This is a genomic window from Pseudofrankia coriaricola (assembly GCF_032027725.1).
Taxonomy (GTDB): domain Bacteria; phylum Actinomycetota; class Actinomycetes; order Frankiales; family Frankiaceae; genus Pseudofrankia.
Window position 1 is genome coordinate 173,221 of record NZ_JASNFO010000032.1, and the last position, 15,054, is coordinate 188,274.

General features: G+C 71.4%; 13 protein-coding genes. 11 read left to right on the forward strand and 2 right to left on the reverse strand.

The features are described from left to right. Nucleotides 1-319 precede the first annotated feature (319 nt). The 11 genes from QOZ89_RS18300 to QOZ89_RS18350 all read left to right on the forward strand — a co-directional run bounded on the left by QOZ89_RS18300 (nt 320) and on the right by QOZ89_RS18350 (nt 14,118). The gene (locus QOZ89_RS18300) at nt 320-1,579 is read left to right on the forward strand and encodes a cytochrome P450 (protein ID WP_071050991.1); all 1,260 of its coding nucleotides are present in this window, start codon (nt 320-322) and stop codon (nt 1,577-1,579) included. After that, on the forward strand, nt 1,576-2,088 hold the full coding sequence (locus QOZ89_RS18305; protein ID WP_071050992.1) for a Zn-ribbon domain-containing OB-fold protein: 513 nt from the start codon (nt 1,576-1,578) through the stop codon (nt 2,086-2,088). Before QOZ89_RS18300 ends, QOZ89_RS18305 begins: the two co-directional genes overlap by 4 nt. Then, nucleotides 2,075-3,235 carry a thiolase family protein gene (locus QOZ89_RS18310; RefSeq protein ID WP_071050993.1) on the forward strand — a complete coding sequence of 387 codons (1,161 nt, stop codon included), beginning with the start codon at nt 2,075-2,077 and terminating at the stop codon, nt 3,233-3,235. Before QOZ89_RS18305 ends, QOZ89_RS18310 begins: the two co-directional genes overlap by 14 nt. Before the next feature lie 37 nt (nt 3,236-3,272). Further along, complete coding sequence (locus QOZ89_RS18315; protein WP_071051053.1) at nt 3,273-4,427, forward strand: amidohydrolase family protein; 1,155 nt, start codon at nt 3,273-3,275, stop codon at nt 4,425-4,427. Nucleotides 4,428-4,572: 145 nt separating this feature from the next. Then, complete coding sequence (locus tag QOZ89_RS18320) at nt 4,573-5,787, forward strand: CaiB/BaiF CoA transferase family protein (RefSeq protein ID WP_071050994.1); 1,215 nt, start codon at nt 4,573-4,575, stop codon at nt 5,785-5,787. 313 nt (nt 5,788-6,100) lie between these two features. Next, on the forward strand, nt 6,101-7,468 hold the full coding sequence (locus tag QOZ89_RS18325) for an ABC transporter substrate-binding protein (protein WP_071050995.1): 1,368 nt from the start codon (nt 6,101-6,103) through the stop codon (nt 7,466-7,468). A gap of 129 nt (nt 7,469-7,597) precedes the next feature. Then, nucleotides 7,598-8,611: an LLM class flavin-dependent oxidoreductase gene (locus QOZ89_RS18330; RefSeq protein WP_116271661.1), complete on the forward strand. Its 1,014-nt coding sequence runs from the start codon at nt 7,598-7,600 to the stop codon at nt 8,609-8,611. Next, nucleotides 8,608-8,769 (forward strand): hypothetical protein, encoded by a 162-nt coding sequence (locus QOZ89_RS18335; RefSeq protein WP_157910562.1) that lies wholly within the window; start codon nt 8,608-8,610, stop codon nt 8,767-8,769. The genes QOZ89_RS18330 and QOZ89_RS18335 overlap by 4 nt, the downstream gene beginning before the upstream one ends. Next, nucleotides 8,766-9,890, forward strand: a complete 1,125-nt coding sequence (locus QOZ89_RS18340; protein WP_071050996.1) for an ABC transporter substrate-binding protein — start codon at nt 8,766-8,768, stop codon at nt 9,888-9,890. The genes QOZ89_RS18335 and QOZ89_RS18340 overlap by 4 nt, the downstream gene beginning before the upstream one ends. Before the next feature lie 51 nt (nt 9,891-9,941). Beyond that, nucleotides 9,942-11,066, forward strand: a complete 1,125-nt coding sequence (locus QOZ89_RS18345) for an NDMA-dependent alcohol dehydrogenase (RefSeq protein ID WP_071050997.1) — start codon at nt 9,942-9,944, stop codon at nt 11,064-11,066. Nucleotides 11,067-11,289: 223 nt separating this feature from the next. Further along, nucleotides 11,290-14,118 carry an FHA domain-containing protein gene (locus QOZ89_RS18350; protein WP_312624318.1) on the forward strand — a complete coding sequence of 943 codons (2,829 nt, stop codon included), beginning with the start codon at nt 11,290-11,292 and terminating at the stop codon, nt 14,116-14,118. Nucleotides 14,119-14,249: 131 nt separating this feature from the next. Here the strand turns inward: QOZ89_RS18350 and QOZ89_RS18355 are convergent, their stop codons facing one another. Both QOZ89_RS18355 and QOZ89_RS18360 read right to left on the reverse strand, forming a co-directional pair. After that, nucleotides 14,250-14,879, reverse strand: a complete 630-nt coding sequence (locus QOZ89_RS18355; RefSeq protein ID WP_312624319.1) for a hypothetical protein — start codon at nt 14,877-14,879, stop codon at nt 14,250-14,252. After that, nucleotides 14,839-15,054, reverse strand: a 216-nt coding sequence (locus QOZ89_RS18360) for a hypothetical protein (RefSeq protein WP_312624320.1), incomplete at its 5' end; no start/stop codon positions are given. The genes QOZ89_RS18360 and QOZ89_RS18355, both read right to left, overlap by 41 nt.

A 15,054-nucleotide genomic window follows, 5' to 3' on the forward strand; every position in this document is an offset into this window, starting at 1 on the left:
CTTGCGTGGCTCTAGTCACATGGCTATAGTCATCTGACTAGCCGACAATGACCCGTCGGCGACCCCAGAACCAGCCTTCTTCGGCACGTCCCGAAACGCGCGCCAGAATGCGCGCGACGTGCGGTCGATCCGTCATGCCGGTCGCTCCGCGCCGGCGCGTTTTCGCGGCAGATCCACGCCCCAGGGACCGGAGTCCACCCATTGGCCGACCATCTCATTTTTGCGCAGCTCTATATCGATGGATTACCCGTCGGCGGGGCATCCGAGCCGCTCGGCGTGACAGGACCGGGACTTCGGACACGACAAGGGCTGGCATGAGATGAGCGATACCGTGACGCTGGACCCACGGCGGCTCCGCGAGCTGTTCGACCTGCGCAGCGACGTGTACGCGACCCGCGGCGGCTCCTTCGAGAAGGACCCGTACCCGGACTTTCACCGGCTGCGGGAGACGGGCCCGGTGCACCCCGGTATTGTCGGGCCGCTCGTCGGCTACCACGGAGTGGCGTTCTTCCAAGGGCTCCCGTACCCCGAGCTGCCGCATTTCTCGGTCTTCGACTACACCACCTGCCAGGACGTCCTGCGCGACGGCGACACGTTTGTCTCCAAGCCGACCGCCCCCGGCCCCGAGCTCGACATGAGCGACAGCGTCATGCTCTATTTCGACGGCGACCGGCACCGCCGCTACCGCGCGCTCGTCCAGTCGTCGTTCGTCCCCAAGCGCGGCGCCTGGTGGGCCGAGCGCTGGATCCGGGGAACGGTGCACGCCCTCATCGACACGTTCGAGGGCAACGGGCGGGCCGACCTCAACATCGAGTTCTGCGCGGCGATCCCCCTGCTGACGATCTGCGGCAGTTTCGGCGTGGGTGCCGCGGACGCACTGCGCATCCGCGAGGCAGCGACCTCCGACGGCCGCGACCGGGCCGTGCTCGCCGAGATCCTCCTGCCCATCGTCAGGGCGCGGCGGCGGGAGCCGCGGGACGACATCATCAGCGTGCTCGTCCAGGCCGAGATCACCGACGAGGACGGCACCCGCCAGGCCCTGTCCGACACCGACATCCTTGGCTTCGCCCTCCTCCTGCTGGCCGCGGGCTCGGGCACGACCTGGAAGCAGATGGGCATCACGCTGCTCGCGCTGCTGACCCACCCGCACTGGCTGGAGGCCATCCGGACGGACCGGGCGCTGCTGCGCCCGGCGATCGAGGAATCCCTGCGCTGGCTGCCGACCGACCCGATGTTCGCCCGCTATGCCATCCGGGACACGGAGCTCGGCGGGGTCGCGATCCCGGCCGGCTCGGTGGTGCACCTGTGCTTCGCGGCGGCCAACCGCGACCCGGCGCGCTGGGAGCGCCCGGACGAGTTCGACCCGTCCCGCCCGCCGGGCGCCCACCTCGGCTTCGGCGGCGGCCCGCACATCTGCCTGGGCATGCACGTCGCCCGGGCAGAGCTCCAGACAGCCATCGACGCGCTGCTCGACCGCCTGCCCGGCCTGCGCCTCGACGAGGACGCCGACCCGCCACGGATCGTCGGGATGTACGAGCGGGGCCCGACGTCGGTGCCGGTGGTGTGGGAGACCCCATGACCGAGGAGACGTCGAACGGGTCGGCGCTGGTCGTCGAGGCGTTCGAGCGGGTGGCGCCGCCGCTGACCGAGCGGACCGCCGCGTTCTGGACCTCCGGCGCGGACGGCGTGCTGCGGATCGCCCGCTGCCACGACTGCGGGCGCTACCTGCACCCGCCGCGGCCGACCTGCCCGGCCTGCCGGGGGCGCGACGTCGGGTTCGCGCCGGTCTCGGGCCGCGGCACGGTGTGGTCGTGGACGCTGAACCGCTACGGCTGGGTGCCCTCGATGCCGCCGCCGTACGTGGTCGCCGACGTCGAGCTCGTCGAGCAGCCCGGTCTGCGGCTGCTCACCAACGTCCTCGACTGCCCGCCCGAGGCGATGCGCGTCGGCCTGCCGGTGCGGGTCTGCTTCAGCAAGGTCGGCGACGCGTTCATACCGCTCTTCCGGCCGGAGGCCGGAGATGGGCGCGGTAGGCCAGAGGCCGAAAATTTGCGCGGTTGGCCGGAGGCCGGCGATGGAGCGGGCTGAGAGCCGGGCGGTCATCAGCGGGGCGGGGCGGTCACGGATCGGGCGCCGGCTCGGGGTCGACCCCTGGGTGCTGACCGCGGACGCGGCGCTCGCCGCGATCGCCGACGCCGGGCTGACGGCCGACGACATCGACGGGGTGTCGACCTATCCGGGCGCGTTCTGGTCGACGCCGGGGATCACCGGCGCCGGTGTCGACGACGTGCGGGGGATGCTCGGGCTCCGGTTGCGCTGGCACACCGGCGGCGGCGAGATCGCCGGCCAGCTGGGGACGGTGGTCAACGCGGTCCTGGCCGTCGCCGCCGGGTTCGCGACCCATGTCCTGTGTTTCCGGACGGTGTGGGAGTCCACCGCGCAGCAGGGCTTCGGAGGCAGGGCCGCGACCTTGCTGGACGGTGGGGGCGCGGACGGCCGGCCAGTCCGGTTCGGGCGGGAGCTCACGCAGTGGACCACCCCGTTCGGGATCGGCTACCCGTGCCATGCCGCGCTGGACATGCGGCGACGCATGGAGCTCGCCGGGGCGACGCGGGAGCAGTTCGCCCAGGTCGCGCTCGTCAGCCGGCGTAACGCCGCGCGCAACGAGTCCGCGGTCTACCGCGAGCCGCTCTCTCTCGAGACCTACCTGAACGCTCGGATGATCTCCGATCCGGTCTGTATGTACGACTGCGACGTCCCGGTGGACGGCTCGGTCGCGTTCGTCGTCTCCCGCGCCGAGGAAACGCCCGACCCGGCCCGCGCGGTCACCTTCGAGGGGCTGGGCAGCGCCTCCGGCTTCGACGAGGCCGCGGCGATGATGTGGGCGCGCACCGACCTCAAACCGGCCGACGTCGACCTCGCGCAGGTCTACGACGGGTTCTCGGTGTACGCGATCCGATGGCTGGAGGCGTTGGGCTTCTGCGGCGCCTACGAGGGCACGGACTTCGTCGACGGCGGCACGCGGATCACGCCGGGCGGCGAGCTGCCACTGAACACCGGCGGCGGGCAGCTCTCGGGCGGCCGAATGCACGGGTACGGCGGCCTGCTCGAGGCGTGTCTGCAGTTACGCGGCGAGGCTGGCGCCCATCAACTGGATTCCGATCCCCAAGTGGCCGTCGTGACGAGCGGCGCCGAACAGTTCACATCCTCGCTGCTCCTCGGCGCGCCCCGGTGACCGCCACCCGAACCTTCGCTCGACTGGAGGAATGCTGATGTTGCCCGAGTCCGCCAGGATCATGTCGGCCGACGATCATCTGATCGAGCCGGCGCACCTGTGGGTCGAGCGGGTGCCGGCGCGGTTCCGCGACGGCTGTCCGCGCATCGTCGAGGTCGACGGCCGTCAGGCCTGGCTCTACGAGGGTGAGCTCACCTACATTCCGATGGGCTCCTGCCGGCCACTGCCAGGTTTCTCCGAAGCTGGCTACCCGCCCGCTCCGGGTACTGCCCGCTTCGACGAGATCCGGCCTGGCTGCTACGACCCGGACGAGCGGCTGAAGGACATGGATATCGACGGCGTGTGGGGGCAGCTGTGCTTCCCGAACTACGCCCGTTTCGCCGGCCACCGGTTCTTCCTGAACGTGACCGACCCCGAGCTGGCGCTCGCCTGCCTGCGCACCTACAACGACTACCTGCTCGACGAATGGTGCGCGACCGACCGCGACCGGCTCTTCGGCGCGGCGATCCTGCCGCTGCACGACCTCGACGCGGCGGTCGCCGAGCTGAAGCGGGTGCTCGCGAAGGGTGCCCGGGCGATCGCCTTCTCCGAGAACCCCACCGTGCTCGGCCTGCCGTCGGTGCACACCGACCACTGGGACCCGCTGTGGGCGGTGGCGAACGACGCGCAGATCCCGGTCTGCATGCACATCGGCAGCTCGTCGCGGCTGATGACGACGTCGGCGGACGCTCCGCCGCCGGTGTTGGTCGCGCTCATCGGCGTGAACTCGATGATGACCTGCGTCGACTGGCTTTTCAGCGGGATCCTGGAACGCTTCGCCCGGCTGCAGGTGATTCTCTCCGAGGGTGGCGCCGGCTGGGTGCCCTACATCCTGGAGCGCGCCGAGAAGGCGTTCCATGACAACCGGATCGGCACCGACCTCGCGATCGGACAGGCCGGCGTCAGGGACTCCCGACCGCCGCGCGAGGTCTTCGCCCAGCACATGTACGCCTGTCTCGTCGACGAGCGGTTCGCGCTGCGCAGCCTCGGCGACGTGCCCGTCGACAACCTGCTCTTCGAGGGTGACTACCCGCACGGCGACGGCCTGTGGCCGAACAACCGCGCCTACCTCGAGAAGACACTCGCCGACGTCCCGGACAGCGACGCCGTGAAGATCGCCGAAACGAACCTCCGTGCCCTGCTACGCGCCTGACCACCATCCCGCCACGCGGCAACCGCCAGACCTCATACCAACGGAACCCGACCACCGTTTGCCTGGACGTCGGGTCCCCGTGAGTCAGATGCGTCGGGGGCTATGCCTAGCTCACCAGACCCCGACCCGAACCTTCCGGAGTGTCATGCCCTACAACCTGCTCGCTGGAGTACGCGTCGTCGAGGCGTCCATGTATGCCTTCGCGCCGTCAGCCGGGGCAGTGCTTGCCGACTGGGGCGCCGACGTGATCAAGGTCGTGCCGCCCGGGACCCTGGACCCAATGAACGGCAACCCCGTCGCGGGGCTGCCCGACCGTGAGGTCGGCGTCGCGTTCATGTGGGAGATCACCAACCGGGGGAAACGGTGTGTCGGCATCGACCAGCGCACCGACGGGGGCCAGCGGGTGATGGCCGCGCTGGTCGGCTCGGCCGACGTCTTCATCACCAACCTGCTGCCGGGCGCCCGGCGCCGCTTCCAGGTCGACGTCGACGACCTCACCACCGTCAAGCCGGATCTCATCTATGCCCGAGCCAGCGGCCACGGCCCGCGCGGGCCGGAAAGCGACGCCGGCGGTTTCGACCACACCGACTTCTGGGCGCGCACCGGGATGGGGCACGCGGCAAGCCAGGTCTGCGACGAGTTCGTGCCGCAGCCGGGCCCCGCGCTCGGCGACCTCGCCTCGGGCGCGTTCCTCGCCGGCGGCATCGCGGCGGCGCTGTTCCGCCGGGAACGGACCGGTCAGGGCGCGGTGGTCGACGTCTCGCTCCTGTCGTCGGGGATGTGGATGTTCTCGCCCGGCGTCGTCGCGAGCCAGCTCTATGACATCGACGCGATCCCACGCAACCGGCACCGCCACCTGCCGAACCCTTTCGTCGCCGCGTACCTGACGCGTGACAGCAGGCTCGTCTACCTGTCGGGTATCCAGACGGAGAAGCACGTCGAGGAGTTCTTCCACGCGGTGGGGCGGGCGGACCTGCTAGCCGATCCGCTGTTCGCGACCGCCGCGGTTCGCGCCGAGAACGCGGGCGCCTGTATCACGGTGCTCGACGAGATCTTCGCGGGCCGCGACCTGGTCGACTGGGCCGAGCTGCTCGGGCGGCTCACGACGCCGTGGTCGCTGGTGCAGACCGCCCGGGAGGCGGCGAACGACCCGCAGGCCCGGTCGAACAACTTCGTGACGACCGTCCAGAAGGGTTCCCAGGAGTACCCACTCGTGCCGAGCCCCGCGCAGTTCGACGACACGCCACCGGTCCTGGCACCGGCCCCCGCGCACGGCGAGCACACCGACGAGGTGCTGTTCGAGCACGGCTTCACCTGGGACGAGATCCTTAGCCTCAAGGAGTCCGGCGCCGTGCTATGAGAACGGCGCCGGCCGTCGGCGAGCACGTCAAGCATTCTCCATCGCCATCTTCAGGCACCGCGTCTCGACAGACCCGCGGACCCGCCTGGCCGGAAGGGTTCGCCCTCGCGATCCCTCGACCCGACAACACCCTGACCCGACCACGCCTCATCTCCATCCGGGAAGACTCGCAAAAACGGAGATCCGTGCCCGCGGGCCTTTCCATCGCCTCCCCAGGAAACGCTTTTCCCCAGCCGGACCCACGGGGTGGAAAAGCACCACTCTTCACGCGGCGTCTTGTCCGCCGCAGCCAGTAGGACAACGGAGGTTCAGCATGCATACCACCCGAAGACTCGCCGCCACGGCCGCCATCGCGGCGCTCTTATCCGTCGCCGCGTGCGGCGGCGGCGACGGCGACAACGGCGGCGGCGGCGCGAAGCCCACGGCGTCGGCGCGGACGGCCGGCCCCGAGGCGTTCAAGGCGGGGCCGGACTCGGGCTGGAGCGACAGCGGCATCACCGTCGACCCGGCCAAGCTCGCCTGCGCCTCCCCGGGAGGCGAGCAGGCTCGCGGCGTGACCGACACCGAGATCAAGGTCGGCGGCCTGATCAGCCAGTCCAGCACGAGCGGGCCCGTGAACGCCGGGATGGACGTCGGCGCCAAGGTCCGGTTCAGCCGCGCGAACGACGGGGGCGGCGTCAACGGCCGCAAGATCAACTACATCGGCACGCGCGACGACGGCTCCGACTCCGCCCGGACCGCCACCCAGGCCCAGTCCCTGGCCGCTGACGGCGTCTTCGCGGCCGTGCCCGCCGTCGTCCGCACCGGCAACTTCCTCGACACGTTCTGCAAGACCGGGACGCCGTACTTCGGCTGGGGAACGAGCGCGCCCTACTGCAACAGCACCATCGGTTTCGGCGTAACCGGATGTCTGGTGGCCGATCCGGACGGCCCGACGATCTCGACGACGTGGGCGATGGCGGCCAGCGGCATTCTCGGCGGCAGCACGGACAAGAGCGTGGCCTTTGTCGGCGTCGACATCGACGCCGCGGTCAACGGCATGAATCTCGCCGCGAAGGGCCTCAAGGCCGCCGGGTTCTCCGTCCCCTATGCCAAGACCCCCATACCAGCGGCCGGACTCAACGACCCGACGGCAATCGTCAACGACCTGATGCACGCCGATAAGGGCGCCCCGCCGGACCTGATCGTAACAATCGCCGACTTCGCTCCGGCCCTCAAGCTCATCGGCGCGCTGCGCGCGGCGGGCTACCCGGGCAAGATCCTGACGCCGCTCGGCTACGACCCACGACTGACCGGTCTCAAGGACCTGGACGGAACCTACACGCTGATCCAGTGGGCGCCCGCGGAGAGCGGCTCGGCCGCCGACGAGCAGCTCAAGGCGGACTTCGCCAAGTACGCCCCCAACCAGCCGGTCAGCCTCACCGCGATGGCGGGCTACTGGTCGGCGGACTTCTTCCTTGCCGCGGTCCAGAAGACCGGGCGTGACCTCACGGTGGCCAACCTGCTCAAGACACTGAACGGAGGCGGCTACAGCTACCACGTCCCGGGCGCCATCGGCGAGACCCAGTGGCCGGTCAACCACATCGCGGCCGCCCCGTGCGCCTCTGTCGTCCAGCTTTCCGGCGGCAAGTACGTCCAGGCCGTGAAGCTCGCCTGCACGCCCCTCTTCCCGAACAACTAGTGAACCCACTCAACTAGCGAACCCACTCCCGATCCGGGCAGCGCGGCGTCCGCCGGCCTCACGGCCCGCCAGGACCGAACAAGCCGCGGCCGCCCGCCGCCCGGATCGGGAGCGAATGGAGGGCGCCAGATGACGCACGTGCACCCGGCAACTGGGTCGGCGCGGTCCGTCCTCGCGGCCGACCACGTGACGATCGGATGCCTCGCCCCGGGCACGGGCGACGGGGTGGCCGCGCTGGAGGAGGCCGGCGCCGAGGCGCTGTGGGTCGGCGGGCATGTGGCCTCGCCGAACGGCAGCTCCGAGGCGATGGTGTGGCTGGCGAGGCTGTCGGCCCAGGCCCGGCGGGCGGTGCTCGGATCGGCCGTGCTACTGCTGCCGCTCTACCAGCCGGCGATCGTCGCGAAGCAGCTCGCCGACCTCGACGTGGCCACCGACGGCCGCATCGCCCTCGGTATCGGGGTGGGGGGCGAGTATCCCGTCGAGTTCGAGGCCTGCCAGGTCCCACTGGCAGGCAGGGGCCGTCGCACCGACGAAGCGATCGGCCTCCTCCGAGAGCTGTGGAGCGCGCAGCCCGTCACCTGGCCCGGGCCGCTGTTCCCCATGGCGGGGGTACGGGTGCAACCGGCGCCGCGCCAGCCCGGAGGGCCGCCGGTCATCGTCGCGGGGCGGCAGCCCGCCGCGATGCGGCGCGCCGCATTGCTCGGCGACGGCTGGATGCCGTACCTGTACTCCCCCGAGCGCTATGCCCGGTCGGTCGCCACCGTGCGGGCCGAGGCCGCGGCGACCGGCCGGCCAATGGACGGATTCATCTGGGCGGCCTACATCCCGTTTGTCATCGACGACGACGCCACCCGCGCCCGCCGCCGGGCCGCCGACTTCCTCGGCGGCACCTACCGCCAGGACTTCGCCGCAATGATCGACCGGGTCGCCGTCACAGGAACCTCGGCACAGGTCGCGCGACGCCTGGCCGACTACGTCGAGGCGGGGGCACGGCATCTCGCCCTGATGCCCGCCACCCGCGAGGGAGGACACGACATGCTCCTGCAGGTCCTGACCGATATCGCGCCCCAGTTGCGCGCAGGCAGCCCACGGCCCGCGTCCGGCGCCGCGTCGTTACCCGCCGGCCCCGGAGCCGCGTTATGACCCCCACCGGGGACCACATCACCGACGCCGCGCCCGCCGTCACGCTGAAGGTCGACCCGGCGATCACCAGCACGCTGCTGTCGCGCCTCGGGACCGCGGCCGCCGACCTCGACGCCCTCACCGCCGTGATGAACGAGGACGAGAAGGAGCGGCGATGACTACCGGGAGTTCGGCGGGGACGTCGATCGAGGACCGCTGGCTGCGCCTCGCTCCGATCAGGGTCGGCTGGTTGGGCATGGAATGGGCTCGCTTCGAGCGCGAGATCCGGATGGCATTTGACGAAGGGATCGAGCGCGGTGTGCTCGACCGCCGCTACGAGTTCCTGTTCGAGGAGGACGCCGGTCTGCCCCAGGGGACCGCGAAGGGCGGTGTCGACGCGTTCCACCGGCTTGTCGACGCCGGCTGCCTGGCCGTCGTCGGCGCCAACTACACCGACTCGGCGATGGCGCTCGCCGAGCACGCGAACGCCGCCCAGGTGCCGCTGGTCAGCATGTGCGGGACCGACGTGTTCCACGGCGAGTACTGCTTCCGGCTGGGCAACGGTGATGTCGGCGGCGATCCGGCGCTCATGGTGAGCTGGCTGAAGCGCCACGGTCATCGGCGGGTCGCGGTGGTAGCCCCCTGGTCGCCGATCTCCGAGGAGTACTTCCGCTTCTTCCGGCAGGAATGCCGACGGCTGGGGGTCTCGATCGCCGCCGTCGAGAACATCACCAACACCACGACCGTCGACGACCTGGCGGCGGTGTTCGAGACGCTCCGCGCGGCGAACGCCGACGCCCTGGCCTGGCTGGGCTACGGCGGCCTGGTCGTCTCCGGAGCGGTACGGGCCGCGCTGGAGAAGACCGGCTGGGACCCGCCGCGGATCATGACGACGGCCTTCATGCAGTACATCTGGGGTTTCGAGCAGCTCGAGGGCTGGGTCGGCATCGACCAGTGGTGCCCGGAGAACCCACGGATGCACAAGTTCCACGAGCGGTTCGTCGCCCGCTACGGCGAGGACCCGTGGATGTGGCCGAACGCCATTCCGGGCCTTGCCTACGACATGGCCGCCACCGTCGTCGAGGCTCTGCACCGCGCCCCCGTTCTCACCGGCCGGGGTGTGAAGGAAGGCATCGAACGGATCCGGTTCATGCCGGCGGTCACCGGCGGCCCGAACACCCACATCGCCGGCGGTCCCCACGACCACCAGCTGTTCAAGGGCGACTGGCTGCACTACGGCCGGGTCCGCGACGGCCGGCTCGAGTTCGCCGGACTCTACGAGCCCTCCGACGACTACTGAGCGGCCAGGTCGAGCACGACCAGGGAACCAACGGAAAGGGATGGAAGCATCGTGCTGACGAGGGCGGCTGTGCTGTTCGAACAACCAGGCAAGTGGGAGACCACCGAGGTGGAGCTCGAACCGCCGCGGCAGGACGAGCTGCTGATCCGGATGGCGGCCGCGGGCCTGTGCCACTCGGACGACCACGCGGCGACCGGCGACCTGCCACTGCCGGAGGGGTCGCTGCCGATGGCGGGCGGTCATGAAGGGGCCGGCTTCGTCGAGGCGGTCGGCCCGAACACGCCCGGGTGGAAGGTCGGTGACCGGGTCGTCCTGTCCTTCCTGCCGATGTGCGGGCTGTGCCGGTGGTGTGCCTCCGGGCTGCAGAACCTCTGCGACAACGGCGCCCGGGTGCTGTCCGGGGGCCGCGCCGACGGCAGCCGTCGCATGCGGCTCGACGGCCGAGCCGTGAGCCAGGCGGCCGGCGTCGCGACGTTCAGCGAGCTCACCACGGTCTCGGTGCAGTCGGCGGTGCACTGCCCGGACGACATTCCGCTGGAGGCCGCGTGCCTGACCAGCTGCGGCGTGAGCACGGGATGGGGCGCGGCCGTCCGCTCCGCCGAGGTGAAGCCCGGTGACGTCGTCATCGTGATGGGCGTCGGCGGAATCGGCATCAACGCGGTGCAGGGCGCGGCGCACGCGGGGGCCTCGGTCGTCATCGCCGTCGATCCGGTCGAGATGAAGCGGACGGCGGCGCTCGCCCTCGGGGCGACGCACGCGGTCGCCACCATGGCCGAGGCGACCGACCTCGCGCGTGGCTTCACGAACGGGCAGGGCGCCGACTCCGCCATCCTCTGCGTGGGCGTCACCAAGCCAGAGCACATCGCCGAGGGCGTGGAGGCGATCCGGAAGGCCGGGACGTGCGTGCTGGTCGGCTTGGGCCGCGACGCCGACGACGTCGGTCTGCCGGTGTCGGTTCGGAACGTCGTGCTCTACCAGAAGCGGATCCAGGGCTCGCTGTTCGGCGCCTCCAGCCCGTCGAAGGACATCCCGGCGATGCTTGCCCTCTACCGGCAGGGCCGGCTCAAGCTCGACGAGCTCATCACCAACCGCTACACCCTGGAAACCATCAACGATGGCTACGCCGACCTGCGCGCGGGCCGCAACCTGCGGGGGGTGATCACCTTCGGCGACTGACTTCGGCCAGGCCCGGACAGGACCCCTGTCCCGCGGGCGACACCCGCGTGGAAACTTGGGGGAAGGTCGCGTCTCTACCATCCCATCGACCAGGCGAACCCACCAGTGCGGCCGCTGGCGGGCGTTTCTCGATAGGGGCGCGATGTCAACCACGCTCAGTATCCGTAGCGGACCGAACGTGGTGGTATTGCCTCCCGGCCGACCGTTCGTGGTAGGCCGCTCCGTGGCGTCGGACCTGGTCCTGGCCGACAGCCGCGTGTCGCGGCGCCACCTGCTGATCGAGCCGGCGCACGACGGCTGGGCTGTCGTCGACCTCAGCAGCAACGGCACCTGGCACGACGGGAAGCGGGTGCGCAGGGTCGAGCTGCGGGGCGAGGTGAGCCTGCGGCTCGGCACGGCGGACGGGCCGGAGGTCACCCTGCTCCCGGCCCCGGCCCCCGGCCGGGAGCGGCCGCGGGTCGGGACGAGATCACCCGCGGCGTATCTCACGGTGGAGCCACCAGACCTGCCGCTCCCCCAGGTCCCCGAGGCGCCACCCGTCGCGAGCCCCTCGCCCGCGACGGCGCCGCGGACCAGGCCTCAGGCCAGGCCTCGGGCCGGCCCTCCGCCGCGCGTCGGCGTCGGCGGACTGACCGCCGGGCCGGGAGCCACCGTCCCCACTCCGGCCACCGAGCGGGTGCCCATCACCTCGATCCCGCCGGCCGCGGCCGTCCGGAGGGCCGCCTCGCCCGCTCCGGCCGTCGCCGAGCCCGGCCAGGATGTCGCCGTCGCCGGTGCTGGCGGCGGCGCCAACACCGGCGACGGCGCGGACCAGGGCGCCGACGCGGGGCTGAACCTCGTCGATGCCGATGACAGCCTCGAAGGGGACGCCATCGAGGCACTGATCGAGGCGGACGCCAAGGCCGCCGCCGAGGCGGACTTCGACGAGCCCGACGATCCCGCGGACGGCCACCACGAGCTGCGGACCATGATGCGCGACGACCTGGACCAGCTGTCCGGCCCGCTGCTGCCGCGCGCCGGCCGAGGCGGGCCCGACGCCGCCGGGCCGGGCGAGGGGCGCGTCCACCGGCTCACCCAGGGCGCGACGTCGATCGGGCGTGCCCTGGACAACGACATCGTGGTCGGTGACCTGCTGGCCTCCCGGCAGCACGCGGAGGTGCTCGTCGGCCGCAGCGGCGTCGAGGTCGTCGACCTCGGCTCGGCGAACGGCACGTTCGTCAACGGCCAGCGGGTCGAGCGCAGGCTGCTCGCCGTCGGCGACGTCGTCGCCATCGGCCACCACATCCTGCGCGCCGGCGACGGTGAGCTCGTCGAGTACCTCGACACCGGCGATGTGGCGTTCGAGGTCGACGGCCTGTGCGTCGACGTCGGTGACACGCGGCTGCTGCATGACGTCTCGTTCCGGCTGCCGGGCCGGTCACTGCTCGCCGTCATCGGGCCCAGCGGCGCCGGGAAGTCGACGCTGCTCGGCGCGCTCACGGGGTTCCGCCCGGCGAACGTCGGCGCGGTGCGCTATGGCGGTCGCGACCTGTACGCCGAGTACGACGAGCTGCGCCGCCGGATCGGCTACGTACCGCAGGACGACATCCTGCACACCTCGCTGACGGTCCGCCAGGCCCTCGAGTACGGCGCGCAGCTGCGTTTCCCCGCCGAGACCACGAGACAGGAACGCGGCGCACGGGTCGACGCGGTGCTGGCCGAACTCGGCCTGGCGGGCGGGCCCGCCGACCGGCAGGTGGCCAAGCTGTCGGGCGGGCAGCGCAAGCGCACCAGCGTCGCCCTCGAGCTGCTCACCCAGCCGACCCTGCTCTACCTCGACGAACCAACCTCCGGCCTCGACCCCGGCCTGGACAAGGAGGTGATGGAGTCCCTGCGCCGGCTCGCCGACGGCGGCCGAACCGTCGTCGTCGTCACCCACAGCGTCGCCCAACTCGAACTGTGCGACTACGTCCTCGTCCTCGCCAAAGGCGGCCACGTCGCCTACTTCGGCCCACCACAACACGCCCTGCCGTTCCTCGGAGAGGCGGACTGGGCGGACGCCTTCCGCGCCCTGCAGACGACCGAGGGCTCGACGGACGTCGTGCGCCGCTACCGCGCGTCCAGCCATTTCATCCAGGGCGCGACGGTCGTGCCGACCGCGCGGCCACGACCCGTCGCGCTGCCGAGCATCCGACAGCAGTCGGTGTTCGCCCAGCTGGGCACGCTGTCGCGCCGCTACCTGCGGGTCATCGTCTCCGACCGGTCCTACCTGCGGCTCGTCATCGCCTACCCCTTCGTGCTCGGCCTGATCCCGCGGGTGATGGACGCGCCGTTTGGGCTCACGGCAAGGCCGACCGGCATGCCGAACCGGCAGGTAGAGCCGATCCTGCTGGTCCTCGTCCTGTGTATCTGCTTCATGGGCGCCGCCAACGCCGTCCGCGAAATCGTCAAGGAACGCGAGATCTACCGCCGAGAACGCGGGATCGGCCTGTCGACCACCGCCTATCTCGGCTCCAAGATCTGCGTGCTGGCGCTCGTCACCGCCGTGCAGAGCGCCATCGTGACGGCGATCGGTCTGGCCGGCCGCACGTCGGCGGTCGGGGTGGTGTCCAGCTACCCGTTGCTGGAGCTGCTCGCGGTGGTGACGGCGACCGCGCTCGCGTCGACGATGCTCGGCCTGATGATCTCGGCGCTCGTCGACGACGCCGACAAGACCATGCCGTTGCTGGTGCTGGTGTCGATGGCGCAGATCGTCTTCGCCGGCGTCCTGATGCGCGTCACCGGCCGGATCGGGTTGGAGCAGGTCAGCTACGTGTTCCCCGCCCGCTGGGGCTTCGCGGGGCTCGCGTCGGCGACGAACCTCGTCGACGTCGAGAAGCTGGACGACCCGCGGTTCAACCCGGAATTTGTCCTCGACCCGCTGTGGCACCACACGCCCACGACGTTCCTGGTCGCTCTCGGCGGCACCGTCGCCCTAGGCGTCATCTACGCGGTCATCACCGCCCTGCTGCTTCGGCGCCTGGACCCCCGCATCCTGCGCCGCGCCGCGCCGCGCGCCGCCCGACGGCGCTAGCCGACGCACCACCGGAGCCTGGCGCTTCGTCGAACGCCGCGACCGCCAGCACCTCGTCGGCGACCTCTCCCACCACTTCGCTCCCGCGCCCCAGGTCACCGCCGGCCCTGACCGCCCGAGGGGTCGGCGCGTCACCCCTGCCGGGTGAGCTCCGCGTCGCCGGTGCCGTAGCCCACGTCGTCGAAGTGGTAGGTCAGGCCGTCGTTCCCGTTGAGTGTCAGGAACAGCGTCGTGTCGAAGCACTTGCTCGCTCCGATGGTGATGTGCTCGAACACCTCCACCGTCGTCCCGACGGCCCTGAGCTGCAGGTCACCGGAACAGGGACTCGTCGGGTAGCTCGACGTGCCGACGACGCTGCCGACAGTTCCGCCCGTCAACGTGATGGTGACGCTGTAGTTACTGCTGTTGTCCCGGGTGTACTGCTGCACCACCGTGCCGGACCAGGTGCCCCGCATGACCGCCGGAAGCTGCCCCGCGCTCGCCGACGGCACGGCGCTCGGAGTGGGCGTTCCCGGCGCCGGCGCCGACGGCGCAGGCGAGCCGGAGGCACCGGCCGGAACGGGGTACCGGCTGGCGAACTCCTTGGCCGTCTGCCCGCGGCTGGGGTAGATCGGCGCGAGCGCCGTCAGGACGACCGCGGTGAGGATCAGCACGCAGGACACACCGACGATGATCTGGTCGAGGATGGGCAGCGTCTGGATTCCCCGGCTTCGCCCCGGCTCAGGCCCCTGCGTCGAGGCGAAGCCCTGGGTCGGCGCCATCGGCGGTGGCCCGGCGACGGGCACCGGCCCGGTCGGTGGCCCGGGCGTCATCGGAGGCATGGGGGGCTGGGCCCACGGCTGGAACGGAGGAGGCGTCGCGGGCGCGGGCGCCGCCGCGGGTGGCGGCCAGGCCGCCGGCGCCGGCCACGGCGTCGCCGGAGCCACCGCAGCCGGC

Coding starts and splice junctions, on each gene's coding strand:
- QOZ89_RS18340 (WP_071050996.1), top strand. CDS start 8,766: ATGACTACCGGGAGTTCGGCGGGGACGTCGATCGAGGACCGCTGGCTG.
- QOZ89_RS18310 (WP_071050993.1), top strand. CDS start 2,075: ATGGAGCGGGCTGAGAGCCGGGCGGTCATCAGCGGGGCGGGGCGGTCA.
- QOZ89_RS18300 (WP_071050991.1), top strand. CDS start 320: ATGAGCGATACCGTGACGCTGGACCCACGGCGGCTCCGCGAGCTGTTC.
- QOZ89_RS18325 (WP_071050995.1), top strand. CDS start 6,101: ATGCATACCACCCGAAGACTCGCCGCCACGGCCGCCATCGCGGCGCTC.
- QOZ89_RS18305 (WP_071050992.1), top strand. CDS start 1,576: ATGACCGAGGAGACGTCGAACGGGTCGGCGCTGGTCGTCGAGGCGTTC.
- QOZ89_RS18335 (WP_157910562.1), top strand. CDS start 8,608: ATGACCCCCACCGGGGACCACATCACCGACGCCGCGCCCGCCGTCACG.
- QOZ89_RS18330 (WP_116271661.1), top strand. CDS start 7,598: ATGACGCACGTGCACCCGGCAACTGGGTCGGCGCGGTCCGTCCTCGCG.
- QOZ89_RS18320 (WP_071050994.1), top strand. CDS start 4,573: ATGCCCTACAACCTGCTCGCTGGAGTACGCGTCGTCGAGGCGTCCATG.
- QOZ89_RS18355 (WP_312624319.1), bottom strand. CDS start 14,879: ATGGCGCCGACCCAGGGCTTCGCCTCGACGCAGGGGCCTGAGCCGGGG.
- QOZ89_RS18315 (WP_071051053.1), top strand. CDS start 3,273: ATGTTGCCCGAGTCCGCCAGGATCATGTCGGCCGACGATCATCTGATC.